17 protein-coding genes and 4 pseudogenes are annotated in these 25628 nt (G+C 73.3%); 7 read left to right on the top strand and 14 right to left on the bottom strand.

Annotation, left to right across the window (positions count from 1 at the left end):
* Positions 1-2 precede the first annotated feature (2 nt).
* On the top strand, positions 3-1172 hold the full coding sequence (locus CCZ36_RS03175) for an exonuclease SbcCD subunit D (RefSeq protein WP_128816993.1): 1170 nt from the start codon (positions 3-5) through the stop codon (positions 1170-1172).
* The gene (locus tag CCZ36_RS03170) at positions 1169-4252 is read left to right on the top strand and encodes an AAA family ATPase (protein ID WP_128816992.1); all 3084 of its coding nucleotides are present in this window, start codon (positions 1169-1171) and stop codon (positions 4250-4252) included. Before CCZ36_RS03175 ends, CCZ36_RS03170 begins: the two co-directional genes overlap by 4 nt.
* 40 nt (positions 4253-4292) lie before the next feature.
* On the opposite strand, the gene CCZ36_RS03165 is transcribed toward CCZ36_RS03170, so the two are convergent.
* Positions 4293-4739 carry an Lrp/AsnC family transcriptional regulator gene (locus tag CCZ36_RS03165; RefSeq protein ID WP_069742491.1) on the bottom strand — a complete coding sequence of 149 codons (447 nt, stop codon included), beginning with the start codon at positions 4737-4739 and terminating at the stop codon, positions 4293-4295.
* An 88-nt stretch (positions 4740-4827) separates the two neighbouring features.
* On the opposite strand from CCZ36_RS03165, the gene CCZ36_RS03160 reads away from it, so the two are divergent.
* Positions 4828-5322 carry a rhodanese-like domain-containing protein gene (locus tag CCZ36_RS03160; protein WP_128816991.1) on the top strand — a complete coding sequence of 165 codons (495 nt, stop codon included), beginning with the start codon at positions 4828-4830 and terminating at the stop codon, positions 5320-5322.
* 44 nt (positions 5323-5366) lie between these two features.
* Here CCZ36_RS03160 and CCZ36_RS03155 read toward each other — a convergent pair whose 3' ends face one another.
* From CCZ36_RS03155 to CCZ36_RS03145, 3 genes are all read right to left on the bottom strand, one after another.
* On the bottom strand, positions 5367-6248 hold the full coding sequence (locus tag CCZ36_RS03155; protein WP_128816990.1) for an ATP-grasp domain-containing protein: 882 nt from the start codon (positions 6246-6248) through the stop codon (positions 5367-5369).
* 57 nt (positions 6249-6305) lie between these two features.
* Entirely contained in the window at positions 6306-7994 is a 1689-nt protein-coding gene (locus CCZ36_RS03150) for a DUF885 domain-containing protein (RefSeq protein WP_128816989.1), read from the bottom strand.
* A gap of 70 nt (positions 7995-8064) precedes the next feature.
* Entirely contained in the window at positions 8065-8544 is a 480-nt protein-coding gene (locus CCZ36_RS03145; protein WP_006122929.1) for an Lrp/AsnC family transcriptional regulator, read from the bottom strand.
* A 59-nt stretch (positions 8545-8603) separates the two neighbouring features.
* Between CCZ36_RS03145 and CCZ36_RS03140 the strand changes: the two genes are divergently transcribed.
* A complete protein-coding gene (locus tag CCZ36_RS03140; RefSeq protein WP_128816988.1) occupies positions 8604-9818 on the top strand; it encodes a trans-sulfuration enzyme family protein in 1215 nt (404 codons plus the stop codon).
* On the opposite strand, the gene CCZ36_RS03135 is transcribed toward CCZ36_RS03140, so the two are convergent.
* From CCZ36_RS03135 to pdxR, 3 genes and pseudogenes are all read right to left on the bottom strand, one after another.
* Positions 9751-11160 carry a GNAT family N-acetyltransferase gene (locus CCZ36_RS03135; RefSeq protein WP_128819393.1) on the bottom strand — a complete coding sequence of 470 codons (1410 nt, stop codon included), beginning with the start codon at positions 11158-11160 and terminating at the stop codon, positions 9751-9753. The genes CCZ36_RS03140 and CCZ36_RS03135 overlap by 68 nt on opposite strands.
* A 303-nt stretch (positions 11161-11463) precedes the next feature.
* A pseudogene (locus tag CCZ36_RS03130) lies at positions 11464-13055 on the bottom strand (alkaline phosphatase D family protein).
* A gap of 132 nt (positions 13056-13187) precedes the next feature.
* The gene (gene pdxR, locus CCZ36_RS03125; RefSeq protein ID WP_128816987.1) at positions 13188-14606 is read right to left on the bottom strand and encodes a MocR-like pyridoxine biosynthesis transcription factor PdxR; all 1419 of its coding nucleotides are present in this window, start codon (positions 14604-14606) and stop codon (positions 13188-13190) included.
* 239 nt (positions 14607-14845) lie between these two features.
* Between pdxR and CCZ36_RS36645 the strand changes: the two are divergent.
* Positions 14846-15762, top strand: a pseudogene (locus CCZ36_RS36645) (DMT family transporter); the annotation flags it as partial.
* 48 nt (positions 15763-15810) lie between these two features.
* Here CCZ36_RS36645 and CCZ36_RS03115 read toward each other — a convergent pair.
* Positions 15811-16641 carry an alpha/beta fold hydrolase gene (locus CCZ36_RS03115; protein WP_069736128.1) on the bottom strand — a complete coding sequence of 277 codons (831 nt, stop codon included), beginning with the start codon at positions 16639-16641 and terminating at the stop codon, positions 15811-15813.
* Between the two features lie 124 nt (positions 16642-16765).
* Here CCZ36_RS03115 and CCZ36_RS03110 point away from each other — a divergent pair.
* Both CCZ36_RS03110 and CCZ36_RS03105 read left to right on the top strand, forming a co-directional pair.
* Positions 16766-17649, top strand: a pseudogene (locus CCZ36_RS03110) (RNA polymerase sigma-70 factor).
* Positions 17650-17934: 285 nt separating this feature from the next.
* Positions 17935-18705: a GntR family transcriptional regulator gene (locus CCZ36_RS03105; protein WP_069736130.1), complete on the top strand. Its 771-nt coding sequence runs from the start codon at positions 17935-17937 to the stop codon at positions 18703-18705.
* Positions 18706-18914: 209 nt separating this feature from the next.
* Here CCZ36_RS03105 and CCZ36_RS03100 read toward each other — a convergent pair whose 3' ends face one another.
* From CCZ36_RS03100 to CCZ36_RS03075, 6 genes and pseudogenes are all read right to left on the bottom strand, one after another.
* Positions 18915-20072: an ROK family transcriptional regulator gene (locus tag CCZ36_RS03100; RefSeq protein ID WP_069736131.1), complete on the bottom strand. Its 1158-nt coding sequence runs from the start codon at positions 20070-20072 to the stop codon at positions 18915-18917.
* Positions 20073-20202: 130 nt separating this feature from the next.
* Positions 20203-20750 (bottom strand): annotated as a pseudogene (gene mug, locus CCZ36_RS03095) (G/U mismatch-specific DNA glycosylase).
* Between the two features lie 17 nt (positions 20751-20767).
* Positions 20768-22201, bottom strand: a complete 1434-nt coding sequence (gene purB / locus CCZ36_RS03090; protein WP_128819392.1) for an adenylosuccinate lyase — start codon at positions 22199-22201, stop codon at positions 20768-20770.
* A gap of 104 nt (positions 22202-22305) precedes the next feature.
* Positions 22306-23154 (bottom strand): SGNH/GDSL hydrolase family protein, encoded by an 849-nt coding sequence (locus CCZ36_RS03085; protein ID WP_128816986.1) that lies wholly within the window; start codon positions 23152-23154, stop codon positions 22306-22308.
* Positions 23155-23209: 55 nt separating this feature from the next.
* Positions 23210-24229: a hemolysin family protein gene (locus tag CCZ36_RS03080; RefSeq protein WP_069742502.1), complete on the bottom strand. Its 1020-nt coding sequence runs from the start codon at positions 24227-24229 to the stop codon at positions 23210-23212.
* Positions 24226-25563, bottom strand: a complete 1338-nt coding sequence (locus tag CCZ36_RS03075) for a hemolysin family protein (RefSeq protein WP_128816985.1) — start codon at positions 25561-25563, stop codon at positions 24226-24228. Before CCZ36_RS03075 ends, CCZ36_RS03080 begins: the two co-directional genes overlap by 4 nt.
* Between the last annotated feature and the right edge of the window lie 65 nt (positions 25564-25628).

Genomic DNA, 25628 nt, shown 5'->3' with positions numbered 1-25628 from the left:
GCGTGAGGCTCCTGCACACCTCGGACTGGCACCTGGGCCGGTCCTTCCACCGCGTCTCCCTGCTGGACGCCCAGGCCGCCTACCTCGACCGTCTCGTGGCGACCGTCCGGGAACGCGAGGTGGACGTCGTCCTCGTCGCCGGCGACGTCTACGACCGGGCCGTGCCGCCGCTCACCGCCGTCGAGCTGTTCGACCGGGCGCTGCACCGGCTCGCCGACGCCGGTGTCCCCACCGTCATGATCTCCGGCAACCACGACTCCGCCCGCCGGCTCGGCGTCGGCGCCGGGCTCCTCGACCGGGCCGGGATCCACCTGCGGACCGACCCCGAGGGCTGCGCCACCCCCGTCGTCCTCGCCGACGACCACGGCGACGTGGCGTTCTACGGACTGCCCTACCTGGAACCGGCCCTGGTCAAGGAGGCCCTGGGCGCGGACAGGGCCGGCCACGAGGCGGTCCTCACCGCCGCCATGGACCGGGTGCGCGCCGACCTCGCCACCCGCCCCGCCGAAACCCGCTCCGTCGTCCTCGCGCACGCCTTCGTGGCGGGCGGGGAGCCCAGCGACAGCGAACGCGACATCACCGTCGGCGGGGTCGCCGCCGTCCCCGCCGGGGTCTTCGACGGCGTCGACTACGCGGCCCTCGGCCATCTCCACGGCTCCCAGCGGGTCACGGACCGGGTCCGCTACTCCGGCTCGCCGCTCGCCTACTCCTTCTCCGAGGCCGACCACCGCAAGACCATGTGGCTCATCGACCTCGACGCCGACGGAGGCATCGCCGCCGAGGAGCGGATCGACTGCCCCGTGGAGCGGCCCCTCGCCCGGCTCCGGGGCCGCCTCGACACCCTCCTGGAGGACCCCGCGCTGGACCGCCACGAGCACGCCTGGGTCGAGGCCACCCTCACCGACCCGGTACGCCCCGCCGAGCCCATGGCCCGCCTCGCCCGGCGCTTCCCGCACACCCTCAGCCTCGTCTTCGACCCCGAACGGCCCCCCGAGGATCCGCTCGCCTCCTACGCCCAGCGCCTCAAGGGCCGCGACGACCACCAGATCGCCGAGGACTTCGTCGCCCACGTCCGCGGCGGCAGCGGTCCCAGCGACCTCGAACGCACCGTGCTGCGCGGCGCGTTCGACGACGTCCGGGTGGACGAGACCGTGCGCGAGGTGTCCCGGTGAGACTGCACCGCCTGAGCATCACCGCCTTCGGCCCGTTCGGCACCACCCAGGAAGTCGACTTCGACGCCCTCTCCTCCGCCGGGCTCTTCCTGCTCCACGGACCCACCGGCGCGGGCAAGACCTCCGTGCTGGACGCCGTCTGCTTCGCCCTGTACGGAGCCGTCCCCGGCGCCCGGCAGAGCCCCGGGGCCGCCCTGCGCAGCGACCACGCCCCCGTGGACCTGCCCACCGAGGTCCAGCTGGAGCTGACCGTCGGCGGACGCCGCCTCGAAGTCACCCGCAGCCCCGCCCAGCCCCGCCCCAAGAAGCGGGGCGACGGCTTCACCGTGGAGAAGGCCCAGAGCAGGCTGCGCGGCTACGACCCCGAGCGCGGCTGGCACGCCCTCAGCAAGTCGCACCAGGAGATCGGCGAGGAGCTGACCCAGCTCATCGGTATGAGCCGGGACCAGTTCTGCCAGGTGGTGCTGTTGCCGCAGGGCGACTTCGCCCGTTTCCTGCGCTCGGACGCCGAGGCCCGCGGCAAGCTCCTCGGCCGGCTCTTCGACACCCGCCGCTTCGCCGCCGTCGAGGAACGCCTCGCCGAACTGCGCCGGGGCGCCGAGGCCAAGGTCACCGCCGCCGACGAACGGATCCTCGCCCTCGCCCAGCGCATCGCTCAGGCGGCCGGACCCGCGGGGGCCGAGGCCACCCCGATCGCCGCCCGGCCCGGCGAACCCGGCCTCGCCGAAGCGGTGCTGGAGTGGGCCGCCATCGCCCGGTCCACGGCCCGCGAACGGCTCGGCATCGCCCACCACGTCGTCGCCCGGGCCGAGGACCGGCAGCGCGAGGCCCGCCACGCCCTGGACGCCGTACGCGAACTCGCCCGCCTCCAGCAGCGGTACGAGGAGACCCGCCGGCGCGCTGCGGCGCTGGAGGAGCGGCGGCCGGAACACGACCGCCGCCAGGAGGAGTTGGACCGCGCCCGCAAGGCCGACCGGGTCGCCCCCGCCCTGGAGCTGCGCCAGGAGGCGGAGCGGGCCCACCACCGGGCGGCCGACGTCCTCGGCCGGGCCAGGGCGCAGCTGCCGCCCGACCTCGCCGACGCGGGCCCCGACCAGCTCGCCGAGCTGGAACGCCGGTTCCGGCAGGAGCTGGGCGGACTGGAGTCAGCCCGCCGGGCCGAGGCGCGCAGCGCCGAGATCGACGAGGAGCGCGACCGGCTGGAGCGCGAATCCCGGGCCGACGACGCGACCGTCCGGGACACCGAAGCCTGGCTCGCGGGCTGGGACACCGTCCACACCGGGCTCCGGGAGTCCGTCGCGACCGCGCAGGAGGCCGCGACCCGCGCCGAACAGCTCGCCGGACTCCTCGCCCCGGCCCGCCGCCGACTGGAGGCCGCCCGCCGCCGCGACACCCTGGCCGCCGAGGTCCGGGCCGCCCGGGAGGAGCTGGCCGGCGCCCGTGAACGCGCCCTCGCCGCCCACGAGACCTGGCTCGGACTGCGGGAGCAGCGGCTGCGGGACATCGCGGCGGAGCTGGCCGCCGGGCTGGTCGACGGCGCACCCTGCACCGTCTGCGGTTCCGCCGAGCACCCGGCCCCGGCCGCCGAGGCCGACGGCCATGTCGACCGGGCCACCGAGGAGGCCGCCCTCGCCGCCCACCGTGACGCCGAAGAGACCCGCACCCGCGCTGAGCAGGCCCTCGGGCTCGTCCGCGAACGCCACGCCACCGCCGACGCGGAGGCGCGTGAGGGGAATGCCCGCGACACGGAGTCCGGTGGCCGGGGGGCGTCGTCGGCGGCCCTGGTGGCGAGCGGCGACGACGGCGCGGTGCCGGGCCCCGGTCCGTCCGTCGACGAACTCCGCGACATCGTCGACCGGTTGACCGCCGAGCACGCCGAGGCGCACCGACTCGCCGCCGGGACACACGCCGCCCGCGAAGCCCTCGACGCCGCCGAGCGCGAGCACGCGGGCCGCCTCGAACTCCGGCAGGAGGCCGAGCGCCGGGCCGCCGCCCGCACCTCCCGGCGCGAGGCGCTCGACCGCGAACAGGCCGCGCTGCACGACGAACTCACCGCCGTCCGGGGCGAGTCCGGATCCGTCGCCGCCTACGCGGACCGCCTGACCCGCCGAGTGGCGCTGCTGGCGGACGCTGCCGAGGCCGTACGCGCCGAACAGGACGCGGCACAGCGCCGGAAGGAGGCCGACGACCGGCTCTCCGACGCGGCGTTCCGGGCCGGCTTCGACACGCCCGAGGCCGCCGCCGCGACGCTTCTCGACGCCGCGGCCCAACGCGACCTCCAGCACCGCATCGACGCCTGGCAGGCCGAGGCCGCCGCGGTGGCCGACCGCCGAGCCGAGCGCGACGCCCGCGAGGCCGCGGAACAGCCCACTGCTCAACCGTCAGCGGCACAAGCGGAGTTCGAGACGGCGGAACGGCTGCTGCGCGAGGCGGCGTCCGCGCTTGCCGCCGCCGACGAGCGCTGCGGCGAGCTGACCCGGCTCTCCCGGCAGGCCGCCGACGAGGTGCGGCGGCTGGGCCCCGTACGCCAGGAGTACGAGCGGATCGCCCGGCTCGCGGGCCTGGCGGCGGGCACCTCCGCCGACAACGAACGCAAGATGCGCCTGGAGGCGTACGTCCTGGCCGCCCGCCTCGAACAGGTGGCGGCGGCCGCCACCGCACGGCTCCAGCGGATGTCCTCGGGCCGCTACACGCTCGTCCACTCCGACGCCCGCACCGGCGGCCGCCGTGCCGGACTGGGACTGCATGTGGTCGACGCCTGGACCGGCAGCGAACGCGACACCGCGACGCTGTCCGGCGGAGAGACGTTCTTCGCTTCGCTGGCCCTCGCGCTGGGCCTCGCCGACGTCGTGACCGAGGAGGCCGGCGGCGTACGCCTGGACACCCTCTTCATCGACGAGGGGTTCGGCAGTCTGGACGACCAGACGCTGGACGAGGTGCTCGACGTACTGGACTCCCTGCGGGAACGGGACCGCAGCGTGGGCATCGTCAGCCATGTGGCCGACCTGCGCCGCCGGATCCCGGTCCGGCTCGAAGTGGTGAAGGAGCGCCAGGGTTCGTCGGTCCGTCACCGCCTGTGATGTCCGGCCGGCCGCTTCCTGCGCGTTGCCGCGCCCGGCGTCAACGGCCGATCGCGCGGCGGGGGAGCGGTGAGGAGTACACGATGCTCGTGGTGACCGAACCCAGCGCCCCGATCCGCCCGGTGGTCTCCTCCAGATGCTTCATCGAGCGGGCCGTGACCTTGAGGACGAAGCAGTCGTCGCCGGTGACGTGATGGGCCTCGATGATCTCCGGCGTCGTGTCCAGCAGATCGTGGAAGGGCTTGTAGTTCCCGTTCGGGTAGCGCAGGCGCACCAGGGCGAGGAGGGGCAGCCCGAGCCGCTCGGCGTCGACCACCGCCGCGTATCCGCTGATCACCCCCAGCTCCTCCAGCCGCCGCACCCGCTCCGTCACGGCGCTCGGGGACATGGCGACGGCACGGGCGAGCTCGGCGAAGGTGGCGCGGCCGTCGCGCTGGAGGACATCGAGAATGCGCCAGTCGGTGGCGTCCGGGGAATAGTCGGTCACCTCACCGAGGCAACAGGGAAATCCCCGGCGAATCAAGAGGAGCGCCGGGGAATCCCACTTCTCGGTCTGGTTTCGCGGCCATAGATTCATGGTCATGACCTCGCACTCCACGGCCACGGCCGCCCACCCCGTTCTGCGCGTCCCGCCCGCCTCCCCCGCCGCGGCGGCCGCCTACTTCGGTGCCTCGCTCGCCTTCCACGCGGACGTCTCCGATGTCGCCGCCGCGCTCGCCGCCGACGGCGACCCCGGGTTCGTCGTCCTGGACAGCCGCTCCACGGCCTCCTGGGACCAGGGGCACATCCCCGGAGCGGTCCACCTGCCCACCGCCCTGATCCCCGAGCAGGCGGCGGCGCTGCTGGACCCGGCCGTCCCCGTGGTGACGTACTGCTGGGGGCCGGGCTGCAACGGCGCGACCCGGGCGGCTCTGGCCCTCGCCCAACTGGGGTTCCATGTGAAGGAGATGCTCGGCGGGTTCGAGTACTGGGTGCGCGAAGGGTTCGCCTACGAGACCTGGGAGGGCGGCGAGCGGCGCGCGGCCGATCCGCTGACCGCTCCGGTCGACGCGGCCGACTGCGGCTGCTGAGCCCCAACGAGTCCGGGCGGAGGCGCCCGCAGGCACGGCGGGATTCAGCGCGCCCCGGCAGCCGCGAGCGCGGCGAACAGGTCGGCCGTCCCCGCCCCGGCGGGACACCCGCTCACCTGACCGTCCCCGACCTCCACCACCCGCCACACCCCGTCCTCGCGCAACGCCAGGTCGGTGGTGACCCAGCGCAGCCCGAGGCGGCCCACCGCCTCCCGCACGGAGGAGAGTTCGGGGGCGGGGCGCAGGCCGGGGGTGTCCGGGTGGGCGGTGACGAGCACCGCCTCCCCGTCCACCCACCACACCCGCGCCTCGCCGCCGGCGGCGAACGGCTCGAAGGCCCGCAGCACCAGACCGCCCGCGAGGAAGTCACCCTGGAGGTCGACGAACCGGTCCACCACGGAAGCCAGTTGATGGTGGTCCGCCAGCGCCGGTACGTAACAGGCCTCGTCCCATTCATGCTTGCGGGACTTCACGAAGTCCTTCACGATGCCGGGTCCCGTCCCCAGGGGTGCCACGAGCCCGGCCAGCTCGTCGGCGGCGGGCGGCGGGCCCCCCGGAGCCACGGCGCACCAGACGCTGCGCGGCGTCAGCCCGTAGAACTCCTCGTACCAGCCGGGGAGTTCATGTGCCCGCCGGTAGCCGACGGCGTCGGTGAGCAGGGTGCAGCCCCGCGCGCCGAGTGCCGTCTCCAGCTGTGTGTACCGGGCGGAGGGGATCATCCAGCCCCGGTACCAGTACGGTCCGGAGTCCCGCGCGACCCGCGCCACCGCCCCGGCCGCGTCACCGGCGAGCAGCGCGTCATGATCGAGCAGGGCGATCCGGCCGCCCGCCGCACGCGCCGCCGCGATGTCCTCGGCGAACTGCGGATCGGGCCGCGACGCCCTCAACGGGTCGGCGCAGAACAGGAATCCGTTGCGCTCACTCATGACGGGCTGCCTTCCTTCACCTGAAGAGACTCCGGACCGTACGTACCACCGGCCCGGTCAGAGCCGTGACAGCTCGTCCACCAGGTCGTCCAGGCCCAGCGATCCCTGCGAGAGCGCCGCCATGTGCCACGCCTTCAGGTCGAACGCGTCGCCGTGCGCGGCGCGCGCGTTCTCCCGGCCGAGCAGCCAGGCGCGCTCGCCCAGCTTGTAGCCGATGGCCTGGCCGGGCATCGACAGATAGCGGGTCAGCTCGCTCTCCACGAAGTCGGCGGGGCGGCCGCTGTGGTTGCCGAAGAACTCCTGGGCCAGATCGGGGGTCCAGCGCTCGCCCGGGTGGAAGGGGGAGTCCGCCGGGATCTCCAGCTCCAGGTGCATGCCGATGTCGACGATCACCCGGCAGGCGCGCATCATCTGGGCGTCCAGATAGCCGAGCCGCCGCTCCGGGTCGGGCAGGAAGCCCAGCTCGTCCATCAGCCGCTCCGCGTACAGCGCCCAGCCCTCGGCGTTCGCGCTGACCATGCCGACCGAGGCCTGGTAGCGGGAGAGGGTGTCGGCGACGTGCGTCCACTGCGCGAGCTGCAAGTGGTGGCCGGGAACGCCCTCGTGGTACCAGGTGGAGACCAGGTCGTACACCGGGAAGCGGGTCTCGCCCATGGTGGGCAGCCAGGTGCGCCCGGGGCGGGAGAAGTCCTCGGAGGGGCTGGTGTAGTACGGCGCGGCGGCCCCGCCGGGCGGGGCGATCCGGGACTCCACCTTCCGCACCCGCTCCGCGAGGTCGAAGTGGGTGCCGTCCAGCGCCTCGATCGCCTCGTCCATCAGGCTCTGGAGCCAGTCGCGGACCTCGTCCACCCCCTCGATGTGCTTGCCGTGCACATCCAGGTGGGCGAGCGCCTCCCAGGGCCCGGCCCCGGGCAGCACCTTCTCGGCCTCGGTCTTCATCTCGGCGAGCAGCCGGTGGTACTCCGACCAGCCGTACGCGTACGCCTCGTCGAGATCCAGGTCGGTGCCGTTGTACAGCCGCGACCAGCGGGCGTAGCGCTCCCGGCCGACCGGATCGGGGGCGCCCTCGATCGCCGGGGCGTACACGTCGCGCATCCAGTCCCGCAGCGCGAGCACCGAGGCTGCGGCCTGCCCAGCGGCCTCGTCCAGCTCCGCCCGCAGGGACGCGGGCCCCGGAGCGACGAACTCCGCGAAGAACCCGTCGCCCTCGCCTTCCCCGCCCCACTGCGTGAGCTGCCCGACGAACGTGGCGGTCGCGCGCGGGCCGCCGTACAGCTTGCGCTCCAGACCGAGGGCGAGGGAGGAGCGGTACCCCTCGTAGGCGGCGGGCACGGCGCGCAGGCGCTCCACGATCGCCTTCCAGTCCTCCTCCGTCGCGGTCGGCATGAGGGTGAAGACCTCGGTGATGCTGTGAGCGGGCGACGACAGGTTGGAGACGGCCCGCAGGCCCTCCTCCGCCTCGTGCACGGCGAGTTCCGCCGTCAGGCGCTCCCGCAGGAGCCGTCCGCAGCGCCGCTCGGCATCGCTGTCCGCACCGGGGAGCCGCTCGGCGGCGTCCAGCTTCCGCAGCGTCGCGCGGATGAGGCCGGCGGAGACCTCCTGACCGGCCGGTGAGAAGTCGGGCAGCCGGCGCGAGCTTTCGGGCACACCCAGATAGGTGCCCGTGATGGGGTCGAGTTCGATGAGTGCGTCGACGTAGGCGTCGGCGACCTGACGGGGCAGCGCGCTGCTCGAGATGTCTGACATGCGGACATCCTCGTACGGCGGCGGCCCTCCCGTCACCACCGGAGGCCGTTCGGTGTCCGGACCCGGCCGGTCAGTTCGCGGCGGGCGGAAGCAGCGGGCCGCACTCCCACTGCTGGAAGATCAGCCGGGTGTCCACCCGGGCCACCTCCCGGCGCGAGGTGAACTCGTCCAGGACCAGCCGTTGCAGATCCGCCGCGTCGGCCACCGCCACCTGCACCAGATAGTCGTCGGGGCCGGTGAGATGGAACAGCGCACGCGACTCCGGCAGTGACCTGATCCGGTCGACGAACGGCCCGATCAACTCCCGGCGGTGCGGCCTGACCTGCACCAGCAGGAGCGCCTGGAGCCCCCGGCCGAGCTTCGCCGGATCGAGGCGCAGCTGGTCCCCGAGGATCACCCCGCTGCGGCGCAGCCGGGCCACCCGGTCCAGACAGGTCGAAGCGGCCACGCCGACCTCGGCCGCCAGCTCGCGGTACGTGGTCCGCGCATCGTTCTGCAACAGCCGCAGAATCTGCAGATCCACCGGATCCAGAGCGACAGAATCGGACATGTGGCGAACGTAGCACGGGGAACGGCCCCTACGAACCGGTAACTGTTCAGAGTGACGCCATGGACAACGAAGTCTCGATGACGCCCCCTGCTCCCACCCCGTCCAGGGCTCTCGCCACCGAAGCCGTGCACGCCGGACGCGACGACCTCGCCTCCCTCGGCGTGCACGCCCCTCCGATCGATCTGTCCACCACCTACCCGTCCTACGACTCGCGCGACGAGGCGATGCGTATCGACGCGTTCGCCACCACCGGCTCCCTCCCCGACGGGCCGCCGGTCTACGCCCGGCTCGACAATCCCACCACGGGCCGCTTCGAGACGGCGCTCGCCCGGCTGGAGGGGACCGACAGCGCGGTCGCCTTCGCCAGCGGGATGGCCGCGCTCACCGCCGTCGTGCTCGCCCGCGCGAGCCAGGGACTGCGTCATGTCGTCGCGGTCCGCCCGCTCTACGGGTGCAGCGACCATCTGCTCGGCGCCGGACTGCTGGGGACCGAGGTGACCTGGACCGACCCGGCGGGCATCGCCGACGCCATCCGCCCGGACACCGGCCTCGTGATGGTCGAGACGCCGGCCAACCCGACGCTGGCCGAGGTCGACATCCGGGCCGTCGCCCACGCCTGCGGAACCGTGCCGCTGCTGGTCGACAACACCTTCGCCACCCCCGTCCTCCAGCGCCCCGTCGAACACGGCGCCCGCATCGTCCTGCACAGCGCCACCAAGTACCTCGGCGGTCACGGGGACGTCATGGGCGGCGTCGTCGCCTGTGACGAGGAGTTCGCCGCGACGCTGCGCCAGGTGCGGTTCGCCACCGGCGGGGTGCTGCACCCGCTGGCCGGCTATCTGCTGCTGCGCGGCCTGTCCACGCTTCCGGTACGCGTCCGGGCGGCCTCGACGAGCGCCGCCGAACTCGTCCGCAGGCTCACCGCCGACCCGCGGATCGCCCGGGTGCACTACCCGCGGATCGGCGGCGCGATGATCTCCTTCGAGGTGTACGGGGACCCGCACCGGGTGATCTCCGGGGTGCGGCTCATCACGCCCGCCGTCAGCCTCGGCAGCGTGGACTCGCTGATCCAGCACCCGGCCTCCATCAGCCACCGCATCGTGGAGGAGGGAGACCGGCGGGCGGCCGGCGTCGGCGACCGGCTGCTGCGGATGTCGGTCGGCCTGGAGGACGTCGAGGACCTGTGGGCGGATCTGTGCCAGGCGCTCAGCGACGGGCCCGTTCCGTCGGCACGGCAGGCTGAGCGGCCTCTCCACTCGTCAGCCGGGCGGTGATGACGAGCGTCCCCTCCTCGATCTGGTAGTCGAGGGGCAGCGCCAGCGCACGCATCGCGGCCACCATGCCGGTGTTGCGGGACTGCGTCACCGCGTAGACGCTGTCGCAGCCCGCCTCCTCGGCCAGGGCCACCAGGCGGCGGAGCAGCTCCGAGCCGATGCCCCGGCGCTGCCAGTCGTCCTCGACGAGGAGGGCCACCTCGGTCTCGTCGCCGTCCCAGAGGAGGTGGCCCAGCGCCACCAGCCTGCCCGACGCCGTCTGCACCGCGAGGGTGCGGCCGAAGCGGGGGCTCAGCAGATGGTCGAGATAGCGGTCGGCGTCCGCGACGGGACCGTGGTAGCGCAGGCCCAGGGTGTTCTGCGAGCAGCGGTCGTGCATGGCGCGGGCGGCGGCGAGATCGCCGCGGTCCGCGCGGCGCACGGTGATCTCGTTGCCCTCGGGCAGCGTGAGGACGTCCTCGCTGCGCGGCACGCGGGGACCGAGCCGGGCATCCAGCTCGACCAGGGCGCGCGCCCGCGCGAACTCGGTCGGCGTGAACGGCGGATAGGGCCGCTCGACGGAGATCACCCCGCCGGACGGGTCCCGCAGCCGCATCACCGTCTCCTCCAGCACGCCCTCGACCGGCGTGCTCTGCCCGGTGGCGCGGCCCGTGACGGAGACGGCGGGCAGCGAGTGGATGGTGCACCGGCCGAGCAACTGCCGCAGGGCGAGCGGCAGCTCGGCGGCGTCCAGCGCCGTCCGGGTGGCCAGCGACAGCACCCGGGTCGGGGTGTCCACCAGGTCGTGGGCGTCCGCCCGCTCGATCCAGGTGGAGGCGCCGCCCGCGGCCGCGATCTTCCGGGACAGCTCCTGTGCCTGGAGCGTGGCCGGGGCCCGCAGCAGGAACTCGTCGACGGTGCCCTCGGCGAGCGGGTGCGTCTGGAGGGTGAGGATGTCGACGCGGAGCCCGGCGAGCGCCGTGCACAGCGCGGCCAGACTGCCCGGGGCGTCGAGCACCGTCGTCCGCATCCGCCACAGCGTCGTCCCGGCCTCCCCGGCGTCGGCCACCCCGCCTCGGCCGGCGCCCTCGGCCTCGCCCGCCGTCGTAGCGGTCCCGACCGGCGCGGCGTCCGCTTCGTCCGGCGGGGGTGCGTGACTGTGGCGTCGGGCCCACCAGGTGTGGAACGCGGCCGTGGCCACCAGCGCCACCGCCGAGGCCATGAGCAGATAGGGCCCGTCCGGCTGGTGTCCGATCAGGTTGGCGATCGCGTCGGCCACGGCCACGGCGGTGAACAGGGCGGCCAGTTCGATCAGGTCCCGCCGCCAGTGGTGCGGACGACGGGCGCTCTTCGCGGAGGTCACATGGGTCATATCCCTCACTGTGGACGAACGGTGTTGCCTGATCACGAACGCCTTGTGACCGATGGGTTACGTGTTGGTCTGGTCGCCTATCGTCGCTTTTCGGTCAGATTCCGGGGCGGCCGTTCCTTGGCCCTCCCGCTCCCTGAACGTGGCGAGCAGCCGGGCGGCCCCACCTGCGAGGACGCCAGGGCGGACGGGCGTGCGTAGGCCAAGGCCTGAACGGATCGGGTCATGAAAAAGGCGTAGGACCCACCACTGACAACGGCCGTCGCCGAAGCCGCCGTTCGCCCTCCGAAGCCCCGTCTACTGGCCGACGCGGCCCGGCCGGAGCACCTTCGTGAACAGAACCGACCCGCCCTCGGCCCGCAGCCGCACCGTCAGCTCCGCACTGCCCCCGTCGATCTCCACCTCACCGAAATGCTGCGGCGACTCCATCGGCGAGACATTGGCCCGGTCGGGGGCCCGCACGAAGACCCGGTCGGGGCCGAACGTTCCGTCCAGCGCGTTGGCAGGGAAGCCGCCCGCGGCCAGCGGGCCCGACACGAACTCCCAGAACGGGGCGAAGTCCTTGAACGCCGCCCGCTCCGGCGCGTAGTGCTGGGCCGAGGTGTAGTGGACGTCTGCCGTCAGCCACACGGTGCCGGTGATCCTGCGGTGCTTGACGAAGCGGAGCAGCTCGGCGATCTGGAGCTCCCGCCCGAGCGGGGCACCGGGGTCGCCCTGCGCCACGGCCTCGAAGTCCGTCGCACCGTCCGGGACCACCAGACCGAGCGGCATGTCGGCGGCGATCACCTTCCACTCCGCCCGGGAGGCGGCGAGCGAGCGCTTGAGCCACCGCAGCTGCTCGGCGCCGAGGATGCCCGTCGTGTCGTCGGGCTGCCGATTGGGGGAGTTGGCGTTGCGGTACGACCGCATGTCGAGCACGAACACGTCGAGCAACGGCCCGTGGTGGACGACCCGGTACATCCGCGATCGGTGGGCGGAGCCGTACGAGGGCGCGAGCGGCACGTACTCGTGGAAGGCCCGCGAGGAGCGCGCCGCGAGGAGGTCCACGTTCTTCTCGGTGTACCGGGCGTCGTCGAGGATCTGGCCGGGGTACCAGTTGTTGCGCACCTCGTGGTCGTCCCACTGCACGACGGAGGGCACCTGCGCGTTGAAGCGGCGGACGTTCTCGTCGAGCAGGTTGTAGCGGAAGTTGCCCCGGTACTCGTCCAGCGTCTCGGCGACCTTCGCCTTCTCCTCCGTCATGACATTGCGCCAGATCCGGCCGTCCGGCAGCGTCACGCTCTCCTCCAGCGGACCGTCCGCGTAGATGCTGTCGCCGCTGCACAGGAAGAAGTCCGGGTCCAGACGGCGCATCTCCTCGTACACCCGGTAGCCGCCGATGTCCGGATTGATGCCCCAGCCCTGCCCGGCGATATCGCCCGACCACAGGAAACGCACCCCGGACCTGCGCCGGGCCGGAGCGGTGCGGAACGTCCCGTACACCGGTTTTCCGGTACGGCGCGGATCGGCCGGATCGGCGAGCGTCACGCGGTAGTGCACCTGCTCGCCCGGCGGCAGCCCGTACAGCGGCGTGGTGCCTGTGAAGTCCGTGCCGGGCCCGATCGACGGCCCGTGCCACCGGCGGACCCGCCGGAACGACTCGGTCGCCGAGGTCTCCACCACCATCCGGGCCGGACGGTCCGAGCGCACCCACAGCAGCGCCGACGAGGAGGTGACGCCGCCCACCTGCACACCCAGGACGCCTCGGGCCGCCCCGCCAGGTGCAGCGCGGGAGCCGCCGAGGCGACCGCGGTCGGGAGGGCGAGGGCCGCCGGGGCGATCAGCGAACCGCGCAGAACGGCACGGCGGCCGGGAGAGGATGCGAGCGGACGGTGCGGACGGTGGGACATCGAAGCGCCTCCAGGGAGGTGGTCGGGCGGTACGGAGCCGGTCTGCGCCATGCCTAGTGCCCTCCGGCGGCCGGAGCCCGAACCCCGGGTGAACGGCGCCCGTCGGCAGGGCCGGCCGACACCGGCTGCTGGTCAGCCGGAGCCGGGGCCGGAGCCGGGGCCGGAGCCGTCCCGTCCGGTCCGCCATGCCTCCGCCAGCGCCGCGACCCCCCGGGCGATGTCGCCGGGGGCGAGATGGGCGTACCCGAGAACGAGCGGCAGGCTGCCGTCCTCGGAGCCGGCCGTCCCGCAGTCGCGCAGCGGCCGCAGGGCGATGCCCGCCCCCGCCGCGCGCTCCAGGAAGACGTCCTCGGGGCCGTACCGCGCCGGCAGCCGGGCGATGATGTGCAGTCCCGCCGCGATGCCGCTGACCGCCGTGCCGGGGAAGTGCTCGCCGAGCGCGGCCACCATCGCGTCCCGCCGTTCCCGGTAGGCCCGCTGGCAGCGTCGCAACTGCCGGTCGTAGCCGCCGCGCACGATGAAGTCGGCCAGGACGGCCTGGTCGAGCACCGGGTTGCCGAGGTCCATCGTCCGCTTCCGGGCGACGATTCGCTCCGTGAACGCGGCGGGGGCGATCAGCCAGCCGAGCCGCAGACCGGGAGCCAGCGACTTGCTCACCGATCCGGTGTACACGACCCGCTCGGGATCCAGCCCCTGCAAGGCACCCACCGGGGCCCGGTCGTACCGGAAGTCCCCGTCGTAGTCGTCCTCCATGATCACGGCGTCCGCGTCCCTCGCCCAGCCGAGCAGTTCGCCGCGCCGCCGCGCGGAGTAGCCGATGCCGGTGGGGAACTGATGTGCGGGCGTGGTCACCACGGCGCGTACCCCGGAGCGTTCCAGGGGAGCGAGGGCGAGACCCTCGTCGTCGAGGGGGAGCGGGACCGTGCCCAGGCCGGTCGCCGCGAACAGCGAGGAGTGCTCAGGACTGCCCGGATCCTCCACCCCGACCGAGGCCACGCCCTCGTCCCGGAGGGCGAAACCGAGCAGGGTCGTCGCCTGGGCCACCCCCGAGCAGACCACCAGCCGCTCCGGATCGGCCACCACGCCCCGCCGCCGGGCGAGCAGTCCGGCCAGGGCCTCGCGCAGCTCCGGCAGCCCGCGCGGATCGGGGTAGCCCAGCGCGCCGTGCGGCAGCCGGCCGAACACCGTCCGCTGGGCTGCGGCCCACGCGCTGCGCGGGAACAGGGACAGATCGGGGGTGCCCGGCCGGAAGTCCACGCGTGCGCCCTCCGCCCCCGGCGCTCGGTCGCGTACGGGACGCTCCGCCGCGCGTACACCCTCGCTCACCCAGGTGCCCGCGCCCCGCCCGCTGCGCAGATAGCCCTCCGCGGTGAGCTGCTCGTACGCCTCGGTGACCAGACCCCGCGACACCCTCAGATCGGCGGCGAGTTCACGGCTGGAGGGCAGCCGTGTGCCGCCCGCGAGACGGCCGGAGCGGACGGCCTCGCAGAGCGCGGACCGCAGTGCGCGCCCCCGCCCGCGCGCCGGCGCGGCAGCGGCGGGCAGCAGCAACTCCCAGGCCGGAGAGAGAGATTCCGCCGCCGCGTGATGCGGACCGGCTCCCGAGCCGGATCTCCGGCCGTGGTCGGCGGCCCCTGAATCCGCCCCCGGCTCGGTTCCTGAACCCGGCCCCGGCTCGGTTCCTGAACCCGGCCCCGGCTCGGTTCCTGAACCCGGCCCCGAATTGGTCCCCGAACTCGTCATGGAAGTGGACCTTAAACCGGTCCGCCGCCGCCCCTAGCGTCGGCCCCATGAACGCAACCTCTCTGCGCGGGGCCTTCCTCGCGGCCCTCGCGTGTGTGCTGGTGGGGGCATCCTTCACGGCCAACAGCGTCCTCGGCGACTACCCGTACGCGGGCGGCCAGGCGCTCCGTTACGGTCTTGCCGCGCTGCTGCTCATCCCGTTCCTGCGCCGCGACCCCGACTCCGCGACGGCCCGGCTCCGACGCCTCACCCGCCGCCAGTGGGGGCGGATCGCCCTGCTCGCCGCCGTGGGCATGGTCGGGTTCAACCTGGCGGTCCTGACAGCCGAACAGACGGCGGAACCGGCTGTTCCGGGGGTCTTCGTGGGCTGTGCGCCGATCGTCGTCGGCGTGCTCGTCCCGCTGCTCGACGGCCGTCGCCCGTCCCGCGTCACGCTGTACGCGGCGGGTCTCGTCGCCCTCGGGCGTTCACCGTCCAGGGCTGGGGTCGCACCGACCTGGCGGGGGTGCTGTTCTCGGTGGGCGCGCTCGCGGGGGAGGTCGGCTTCGCGGTCCTGGCCGTTCCGGTCCTGCGGCCGCTGGGCCCGAAACTCCTCTCCGCGACGGTCTGCGGCGTCGCGGCCGTCGAGTCGGCGCTGCTCGGGCTGCTGCTGGACGGCGGCTCGTTCCTGCGGGCCCCGACGGGCGGCGAGGCGACGGCTCTGCTGTGGCAGGCCGTCGTCGTCACCGTGATCGGGTTCGTCTGCTGGTACAGCGGGATGCAGCGCATCGGGGCGGAGCGCGCCACCCTCTTCTCCGGGCTGATCCCGGTCTCCGCCGCCCTGACCGCCCCCGTGGTCGGAGCCGGGACGTACGGCCTCGCACAGGGCGCGGGAAGCCTCCTGGTCGGCGCAGGAGTGGCGTACGGCTCCGGCGTCCTCGGACGGCGTGGGGCATCCGGCGTACGGCCTGAACGCCGCACACCGGAGGCCCGTGCGCCGGAGCGTCCCGCGCCGGAAGCCCCACGTGACCGGTCAGCTGCTGGTGTCCAGAATGACGCGGGCGACGAGCGCCGGGTCGTCGTTCATCGGGACGTGCCCGCAGCCGGGCAGCCGCACGAGCCGGGCGTCGGGGATGACCCGCTTGGCGCGGACACCCTGCCGGCGCAGCAGGATCCGGTCCCGGGTGCCCCAGGCCACGGTGACGGGGATGCCCTTCACGTCCTCGCCGAAGAGCGTGTCCCGGCCGGCCTCCAGCGTCTGGTGGAAGCCGGTCGCCCCGCGCAGGGCGAGCGTCTCGGCGACGACGGCCTCCGGTGAACGCCTGCCGGGGCGGGCGTAGATGGTGCTGGTGAGGGCCGTCCGGCCCACCGCGCTGCGCGACAGGCGCTCGATCAGCGGCACCGGCAGGGCCAGCGCGCTCCTCCGCATCGCCAGCAGGGTGCCGAAGGCGTAACGCCGTTCCGCCTCCGTCCAGAAGCCCGCCGGGGACAGCGCGGTCACCGACCGCACCACCTCGGTGCGGCCCAGCTCCAGCGCGAGCAGTCCGCCGAGTGAGTTCCCGGCCACATGGGGGCGGTCCAGGCCGAGTTCGGCACAGAAGGCGCCGAGGGCCGCGCCGACGGTCGCGAGATCGTACGGAACTCCCTCCGGCAGCGCGGGCGAGGTGCCGAAGCCGGGCAGGTCGACGGCGATCACGTCACGCTCGGCGGCCAGGATCCGCGTCACCGGGTCCCAGGCCCGCAGGTGATGGCCGATGCCGTGCAGGAGCAGCAACGGTTCGCCCGAGCCGGTCCGTTCGTACGCGACCGAGACCGGGCGGGGACCGTCGGCCGTTGCGACGGTGAAGGAGACCGTGGTGGTCATGCTGCTGCTCCCTGGAGTGGGTAGACATCTCGTCAACAACAATTACCGCCGGGTAGCTTGTAGTTCAAGAGGTCCGAGTGATTCCGGCTGGACACCCCGGTGGCCCGTGGGCTGGGATGGATCAATGACCGTCGACGTCGCGACCGAGATCTTCGAAGAGCACCGACCCGTGCTCACCGGTGTCGCCTATCGCATGCTCGGCCGCGTCGCCGACGCCGAGGACGTCGTCCAGGAGGCGTGGCTGCGGTGGTCGGCGGCGGCGCGCGAGGACGTCCGGGAGCCGCGGGCCTTCCTGGTGCGGATCACCACCCGGCTGGCCATGGACCGGCTCAGGCACCTCCGGTCGCGCCGGGAGACGTACCCGGGGACCTGGCTGCCGGAGCCGCTGGTCACGGACTTCGGGCCCACCCCGCCCGACAGCGCGGAGCGGGCCGTCCTCGCCGACTCCGTCTCGTTCGCCGTGCTGGTCGTCCTCGAATCGCTCTCGCCGTTGGAGCGCGCGGTGTTCGTCCTCCGGGAGGCCTTCGAATTCCCGTACGCCGAGATCGCCACCGCCCTGGACCGCACCGAGGCGGCCGTCCGGCAGCTCGCGGGCCGCGCAAGGCGGCATGTGGAGGAGCGCAAGCCGCGCTACGACGTGGACCCGGCCGAACGGCGCGACCTCACCGAACGCTTCCTGGCCGCCGCCTCCGGAGGTGGCATCGAGCAGCTGCTCGCCCTGCTGGCCCCGGACGTCCGGCTCGTCAGCGACGGCGGCGGCAAGGCGAAGGCGCCCCTGCGGGTCATCGAGACCGCGGACAAGGTGGGCCGCTTCCTCTTCGCGGTGGCGGCCGGACTCGACCCCGACGGGGAGGTCCGCGTCATGGAGCTCAACGGCGGACCCGCCGTGGTCTTCCTCACCGGGGGAAAGCCGACGCCGTCTTTCAGATCGAAGTCAGCCAAGGTGTCATTCAATGCGCCTATATCATTCGTAATCCGGACAAGCTTGCCGGATTGCTCGTCGAATAGCCGCACGCGCCTCGGGCCGCTTCGGTCCCCGTAGGCCCCACAGGTCTGCAGCGTGCCTGGTCAGAGCCCCGCCGTCCATCGCGACGGCGGGGCTCTGCGCTGCGCTCGCCTCACGGCACCACGAACGTCGTGTGAACGCTCTGCGCCAAAGTCCCGTTTCGTTCCGTCACGGAATAAGGATTGGTCTTGACCAAGGGGGTATGCCGTCCTAGGGTCTCCACTTAAGGCAGGAACCTTTAATAAATAACGTCGCGGAATTGGCGCCGGGCGATTGCGGAGGACAGGGTGGGGACCACGCAGCTGGAATCGGTACAGGAGCCGAAGTACTGGCACCTCAAGACCGTGCTCAGTGAGGCACTCGACTCGGACTTTGCGGTGGGGGAGATCCTGCCCAACGAGCGGGACCTCGCGGCACGGTTCGGTGTCGCGCGAGCCACTCTCCGGCAAGCCCTGGAGCAGCTCGAACTCGAAGGCAGGCTGCAGCGCCGCCGCGGTGTCGGGACGACCGTCGCCCCGCCGCGCGTGGGCGTGGCCGTCTCCACCGACCAGCGGGAATGGGCGGAAGGCGTCGGCAGCGAGGCCTGGCAGCCGCTCGACAGCACCATGGCCAAGGCCCCGGCGCCGGTGGCCGCGATGCTCGGAACGGACCCCGCCGAACCGGTGCACGTCGTGCGCCGGATCCGTGACACCCAGGGCCAGGCGGTCGCGGCGGAGCTGCTCTACGTCCCCGCCTCCTCGGTCCCCGACCTCTCCGCCATCGAGGCCCCGTCCGGCCCGGTCCGCGCCCGGAGCGTCCTGCGCGAACTGCACCGGCTCGGGCTCCAGGGCCAGGACCGCTCCGTGGAGCTCGGCTCCGCCCGCGCGGACGACGCGAAGGAGCTGGACCGGCTCCCCGGCGCCCCCGTCCTCGTCGTCACCACCCGCTACTTCACCGCGGACGGTACGGCGGCCGTCTCCGTGGCCACCTATCGCGCGGACACCTGCCGGCTCACCTTCGGGGACTCCGGCGGGCTGGAGATCAGCCACGACGAACAGCCGGAACGCCAGGCCTCCTGACGCCTCCGGCCGCGCTCGGCCCACGCCCGTCGCGCTCACCGACGACTCCGGTCTTCGGGTGAGGGCGGCGGGCGCGCGTCGTTCCGGACTGCCCGCGCCCGACGCGCGCCGTCCCGGGCCTGCCCCCGCCCGCGCCTGATGTGCTGTCAGCGGCGGGCCACCCGCGCCCGACGCGCGCCGTCCCGGCCCGCCCGTGCCTCGCCGCGCGGTCAGCGGCGGGCCGTCACGGCTCCCTCGACGGCGAACAGTTCCTCTTCGACATGGTCCAGCGCGAGCCGCAGCGCCCCCGTCGCGACGGCGGCCTCCCCGAGCAGCGACAGCGTCACCCGGGGCGGACGCAGACAGTAGCGGGCCAGCTCCCGGCGGAGGGGCTCCAGCACTCCGTCCAGTCCCGCGGCCCAGCCACCGACGACGACCAGCTCCGGGTCGAGCGCCAACACTAGCGCCGCCACATCGTGCACCAGCCGCTGCAGGAACCGCTCGACCGCCGCCTGGGCCCCCGCGTCGCCCTCCTTGGCCTTGGCGAACACCACGGCCACCGCCTGCTCGTCCAGCGGGTCCAGCGGCGTGTCCGTCGTCGACAGCAGATGCTCCGGCGTCACACCCCTGCCCAGCAGGTGCAGGGCGCCGATCTCCCCGGCCGCCCCGCCGAACCCCCGGTGCAGCCGCCCGCCGATCAAGGACCCCGCACCGGGGCTCAGCCCGGCCAGCACGAAGACCACGTCGTCGGATTCGGTGGCCGCACCCTTCCAGTGCTCCGCCACCGCGGCGGCGTTGGCGTCGTTCTCGACGAGCACGGGGCAGCGGAACGAACGGCGCAGCCGCTCACCGAGCGGGAGGCCGGTCCAGTCCGGCAACGCCGTGCCCAGCCGCACGGTGCCGTCGGCCTCCACGATCCCGGGGCTGCCGACGCCGACCGCGCGCAGACTGCTCCGGGCCACCCCGGTGCGGCGCAGCACGTCCGCGATGACGGCCCGGACCTGATCGAGCCGGTCGTCCGCGCCCGCGGTCTCCGACACCACGCGGGAGCCGGCCCCGACGATCCGTCCGTCCAGCCCCGAGATGAGCGCCGAGACCCGGTGCGGGCCGATCTCCACCCCGAGGAGGTGCCCCGCCTCGGCCCGGAAGCGGAACCTCCGGGCAGGGCGCCCCTGGCGTCGCGCCTCGCTCTCGTCGGGCACGGCCTCGACCACGAGACCCGCTTCGAAGAGCCCTTCGACGACCCCTTCGACCGTCGGCCGGGACAGTCCCGTGATCCGTGTCAGGTCCGTCAGCGTCGGCGCGCCGGCGCCCCTCAGGGCGTGCAGCACTACCGCGGAATTGATCCGTCGCAACAGCGACGGGTCCCCACCGGTCAGCCGGCCCACGGTATGTCCTCCCAGCTCGTGCGCATGTCTGCCGGATCGTACTCGCTGGCCGGGACCCCTGCGACCAGCGAGGGAAGCCGGTATCGAGCCGCAACCTGGGTCACTCGGGAGCGACGGATCCGGACGCGTGTCACGAGCCGGGCCGGTCGGCCACGGCCTCCCGGAGACGGGCGTACTCCTCGGCCATGGTCTCCACGGTCCAGTGGGCGTTGAGGCCGCTGGGGTTGGGCAGGGCCCACACGCGAGCGCCGCCGATCGTGCGGTCCTGGGGCCGATACGGGCCCGGGGCTCCCCGAAGGCCGTGCGGTAGGCGGTGATGCCGACCACCGCGAGCCACCGCGGGGCGAGCCGCTCCACCTTGGCGGTCAGGGCGGCCCCGCCCTGACGGAACTCCTCCGCGTCCAGCTCGTCCGCCCGGGCCGTGGCCCGCGCCACCACATTGGTGATCCCGAGCCCGAGGCCGAGCAGTTCGCCCTGCTCCTTTGGACGCAACCGCCGAGGGGTGAAACCGGAACGGTGCAGGACCGGCCAGAACCGGTTCCCCGGGTGGGCGAAGTGGTGGCCCGTCACCGCCGTCGTCAGGCTCGGGTTGATACCGCAGAAGAGCACGCGCAGACCGCCCGCGGCCACATCGGGGACGATGCGGCCACGGGCGGCGTCGAGCTCTTCGGGCGTCATGCGGTGACGGGGCTCCGTCAGAGGATCGAGCCCGGGGCGTAACCCGCGGCCTCGGGATGCTGCTTGGCGATCTCCTCGATCCGGGCGACCAGCGACGTCACCTGGTCACCGGCGGCGCCCGTGAACGAGAGCTTGTCGGCCATCAGCTCGTCCAGCTGCGCGCGGTCCAGCGGGATCCGCTCGTCCGCGGCGAGCTTGTCGAGCAGCTCGTTGCGCTCGGCGCCCTGCTCCCGCATCGCGAGGGCGGAGGCGACCGCGTTCTCCTTGATCGCCTCGTGCGCCAGTTCACGGCCCACCCCGGCCCGTACGGCACCCATCAGGACCTTGGTGGTGGCCAGGAACGGGAGGTAGCGGTCCAGCTCGCGCGCCACGACCGCGGGGAACGCGCCGAACTCGTCCAGCACCGTCAGGAAGGTCTCCAGCAGGCCGTCGAACGCGAAGAACGCGTCCGGGAGCGCCACCCGGCGGACCACGGAGCAGGACACGTCGCCCTCGTTCCACTGGTCGCCGGCCAGCTCACCGGTCATCGAGGCGTAGCCGCGCAGGATCACCATCAGACCGTTGACCCGCTCGCAGGAGCGCGTGTTCATCTTGTGCGGCATCGCGGACGAGCCGACCTGGCCGGGCTTGAATCCCTCGGTCACCAGCTCGTGGCCCGCCATCAGCCGGATGGTCTTCGCCACCGACGAGGGCGCCGCGGCCAGCTGCACCAGGGCGGTGACCACGTCGTAGTCGAGCGACCGGGGGTAGACCTGGCCGACCGAGGTGAACGCCTCGGCGAAGCCGAGATGTCCGGCGATGCGCTGCTCCAGCTCGGCGAGCTTGCCCGCGTCGCCGCCGAGCAGGTCCAGCATGTCCTGCGCCGTGCCGACCGGGCCCTTGATCCCGCGCAGCGGGTATCGGGAGAGCAGGTCCTCCAGGCGGCTGTGGGCGACGAGCAGCTCGTCGGCGGCGGTCGCGAAGCGCTTGCCCAGCGTCGTGGCCTGTGCGGCGACGTTGTGCGAGCGTCCGGCGATCACCAGCTCGCGGTACTCCGCCGCGAGCTTGCCGAGCCGGGCCAGCACGGCCACGGTGCGGTCGCGCATCAGCTCCAGCGACAGGCGGATCTGGAGCTGCTCGACGTTCTCCGTCAGATCCCGGGAGGTCATGCCCTTGTGGACCTGCTCATGACCGGCGAGGGCGTTGAACTCCTCGATCCGGGCCTTCACGTCATGCCGGGTGACCTTCTCGCGCTCGGCGATGGAGGCCAGGTCCACCTGGTCCAGCACCCGCTCGTAGTCGGCCAGCGCCGCGTCGGGCACCTCGATCCCGAGGTCCTTCTGAGCGCGCAGCACCGCCAGCCACAGCTGACGCTCCAGCTTCACCTTCTGCTCGGGGGACCAGAGGACGGCCAGCTCCGCGGAGGCGTAGCGGCCGGCCAGGACATTGGGGATGCGAGGCTTCGCAGACACGGCGTTCACGTGAACGGATTCTACTGGCGGTTCGTGCAGGCCAGCGCCGCGCCCCCGTTTGTGGCTTGCTACGAAGGGGGGCGGTTACGCACGGGGAGGCCCGGCTACGAGGGCGCGGGGGAGGCGGCCCGGCGCCACTCCGTCACCGGGCCGGGGGCCTCGGCGTCCGCGGGCGTGACCCAGAAGGCCTTGCCCGTCGCGGCGTCGAACTGGGCGCCCCAGCGCCCGTCGCCGGAGGAGCGGCCGGTGAGCCGTCGCCCGATCCAGGGGGCCAGGTGGTGCCGGGCGAAGCGGATGTCCTCCGCTCGCCGGGCCGCCCAGCGAGGCGGCGCGGCCGCGGGCATCCGCGCACGCCACTCGAACTGGGCCGGCAGCCCCAGCGTCTGCCAGACGGCCTCGGCGACGCGCCGGTGGCCCTCGGCGGTGAGGTGGAGCCGGTCGACGTCCCACATCCGGGGGTCGGCGATCGAGGGCGCGGAGTAGAGGTCCACCACCGCGGCGCCGTGCTGCCCGGCCAGATCGTCGATCAGGGCGAACAACGCCTCCACCCGCGGGCGGAACCGGTCGAACACCGGCCCGCTGCGCCCGGGGCTGCGCATCAGCACCAGCTGCTCGCAGGTCGGCGCGAGACGCTCCACGGCCTCTTCGAGCCGGCCCCTGACCAGCCCCATGTCGCACTTCGGGCGCAACGTGTCGTTGAGGCCGCCGACGAGCGTGACCACATCGGCCCGGAGCTCCGCCGCCGCCTCCACCTGCTCGTCGACGATCTGGCCGATGAGCTTTCCGCGCACGGCGAGATTGGCGTACCGAAAACCGGGGGAGCGGACCGCGAGCCGGGCGGCGAGGACGTCGGCCCAGCCCCGGTACGTACCGTCGGCGAGCAGGTCGGACATGCCCTCGGTGAACGAGTCGCCGACCGCGACGAGACTGGTGTAGGAGGCATTCAATTCCATGGCCCGATGAGCGTACCGGTCGGTAGGTCGGTAGGCCAGCCGGTCGGCCGGCAGGTCAGCGGGACCCCGGCCGTCCGACGAGCTCGCGCAGCACGTCCTCCATCGTGACCATGCCCGCCAGCCGCCCTTCCTCGTCGAGCACCGCCGCCAGGTGGGTACGGCTGCGGCGCAGCGCGGTCAGCGCGTCGTCCAGCGGGGTCGCCGCCCGGACCCGGGCGATCGGCCGCATCGCCGACACCGGGAAGGGAACGTCCCGGGGCGTCGCGTCCAGGGCGTCCTTCACATGGAGGTAGCCGAGGATGCGCTGCTCGCGGTCCATCACCGGGAAGCGGGAGTACCCGGACTCCGAGGAGAGCCGCTCCAGCTCCTCCGGGGTCGTGCCGACCCTGGCGTACAACACCCGGTCGACCGGCATCACCACGTCCCGCACCGGTCGGCGCCCCAGCTCCAGAGCGTGGTGAAGACGCTCGGCGGAGCGGTCGTCGACCAGTCCGGCGTCCCCCGCGTCCTGCACCATCCGGGCCAGTTCGTCGTCCGAGAACGTCGCGGAGACCTCGTCCTTGGTCTCCACCCGCAACAGCTTGAGCAGGGCGTTGGCGAACGCGTTGATCGCGAAGATCACCGGCCGCAGGGCCCGGGCCATCGCGACCAGCGGCGGACCCAGGAGCAGCGCGCTGCGGGTCGGTTCGGCCAGCGCGATGTTCTTCGGAACCATCTCGCCCAGCAGCATGTGCAGATAGGTCGCCACACTCAGCGCGATCACGAACGAGATCGGATGGACCAGCGGGTGCGGCACTCCTGCCGCTTCGAATACCGGCTCCAGAAGATGGGCGATGGCGGGCTCGGCCGCGATGCCCAGCACCAGGGTGCTGAGTGTGATGCCGAGCTGCGCCGCTGCGAGCAGCGCCGAGACGTGCTCCAGGCCCCAGATGACGCTGCGGGCCCGCCGGTTCCCGGCCTCGGCCTCCGGTTCGATCTGGCTGCGGCGCACCGAGATCAGGGCGAATTCGGCGCCCACGAAGAAGGCGTTGACCACGATCATCAGCAGACCGACGAAGAGCTGGAGAACGATCACCGTTCGCCCTCCGTCCGGTCGTCGGACCCCGGCAGCGGGGCGTGCAGCAGGGCTCGCGCGGCCCGGCGGCCCGACGCGTCCACCACGTCGATCCGCCAGCCCGCCAGCTCGACGCTGTCGTCCGTCGTCGGGATCCGCCCGAGTTCGGCGGCGATGAGCCCCGCGAGGGTCTCGTAGGGACCCTCCGGCACCCGCAGACCGATCCTGCGGAGCTGGTCGGTGCGCGCCGCCCCGTCCGCCGACCACAGGGTCCGGCCGTCGGCGTCCTCACCGGCGGCCGCCAGATCGGGCGTCTCGTGCGGATCGTGCTCGTCGCGGACCTCGCCGACGACCTCCTCCACGATGTCCTCCAGCGTCGCGACCCCGGCCGTACCGCCGTACTCGTCGATCACCACCGCCATGGCGAGCTTCCCGGACAAGCGGTCGAGCAGCTTGTCCACGGTGAGCGTCTCCGGTACGAGAAGGGGCTCGCGCAGCAGCTCCGAGACGCGGGTCCGGGGCCGGCGGTCGGCGGGGATCGCCAGAACGTCCTTGATGTGGACCACGCCGACCACGGTGTCCAGGCTGCCCCGGTAGACGGGGAAGCGGGACAGACCGGTCCCCCGTGTGGCGTTGGCGACGTCCTCGGCCGTCGCTTGCACCTCCAGCGCCGTCACCTGGACCCGCGGGGTCATCACGTTCTCCGCCGTCAGCTCCGAGAGGTTCAGGGTGCGGACGAACAGCTCGGCCGTGTCCGCCTCCAGCGCGCCCTCCTTCGCGGAGTGCCGGGCCAGCGCCACCAGCTCCTGCGGGCCGCGGGCGGAGGCCAGCTCCTCGGTCGGCTCCAGGCCGAAGCGCCGCACGATCCGGTTGGCGGTGTTGTTCAGATGGCCGATGAAGGGCCGGAACACCGCGGTGAACCCCCGCTGCGGTGTGGCCACCGCCCTGGCCACGGCCAGCGGGGAGGAGATCGCCCAGTTCTTCGGGACCAGCTCGCCGACCACCATCAGGACCACCGTGGACAGCGCCGTACCGATGCCGAGCGCCAGGGTGGACGCGGCGGCGGGGTGCAGTCCGGCCGCCTCGACGGGGCCGCGGATCAGCTTGGCGATGGACGGCTCGGAGAGCATGCCGATCACCAGGTTGGTGACGGTGATGCCGAGCTGGGCCCCCGAGAGCTGGAACGTGAGACTCCGGACGGCCTTCAGCGCGCTCGCGGCACCCCGCTCGCCCCGCTCGACAGCCCGTTCGAGTTCGCTGCGCTCCACCGTGGTCAGGGAGAACTCCGCCGCGACGAACGCGCCGCAGGCGACGCAGAGCAGCAGGGCGACGAGCAGCAGAAGCACTTCGGTCATCGGTTCACCTCCGTCCCATGATCGGGCAAGGGCGGGGGGACCGCGCGGTGTCGGAGGAGTCGGGG

The organism is Streptomyces sp. S063 (genome assembly GCF_002832675.1).
Lineage (GTDB): Bacteria > Actinomycetota > Actinomycetes > Streptomycetales > Streptomycetaceae > Streptomyces > Streptomyces sindenensis.
Note: the sequence above shows the minus strand (reverse complement) of the source record. Positions and strands in the feature narration are given on the sequence as shown.

Coding starts and splice junctions, on each gene's coding strand:
- CCZ36_RS03115 (WP_069736128.1), bottom strand. CDS start 16,641: ATGACCACCACGGTCTCCTTCACCGTCGCAACGGCCGACGGTCCCCGC.
- CCZ36_RS03155 (WP_128816990.1), bottom strand. CDS start 6,248: ATGAGTGAGCGCAACGGATTCCTGTTCTGCGCCGACCCGTTGAGGGCG.
- CCZ36_RS03140 (WP_128816988.1), top strand. CDS start 8,604: ATGGACAACGAAGTCTCGATGACGCCCCCTGCTCCCACCCCGTCCAGG.
- CCZ36_RS03145 (WP_006122929.1), bottom strand. CDS start 8,544: ATGTCCGATTCTGTCGCTCTGGATCCGGTGGATCTGCAGATTCTGCGG.
- CCZ36_RS03085 (WP_128816986.1), bottom strand. CDS start 23,154: ATGGAATTGAATGCCTCCTACACCAGTCTCGTCGCGGTCGGCGACTCG.
- CCZ36_RS03075 (WP_128816985.1), bottom strand. CDS start 25,563: ATGACCGAAGTGCTTCTGCTGCTCGTCGCCCTGCTGCTCTGCGTCGCC.
- CCZ36_RS03150 (WP_128816989.1), bottom strand. CDS start 7,994: ATGTCAGACATCTCGAGCAGCGCGCTGCCCCGTCAGGTCGCCGACGCC.
- CCZ36_RS03160 (WP_128816991.1), top strand. CDS start 4,828: ATGGTCATGACCTCGCACTCCACGGCCACGGCCGCCCACCCCGTTCTG.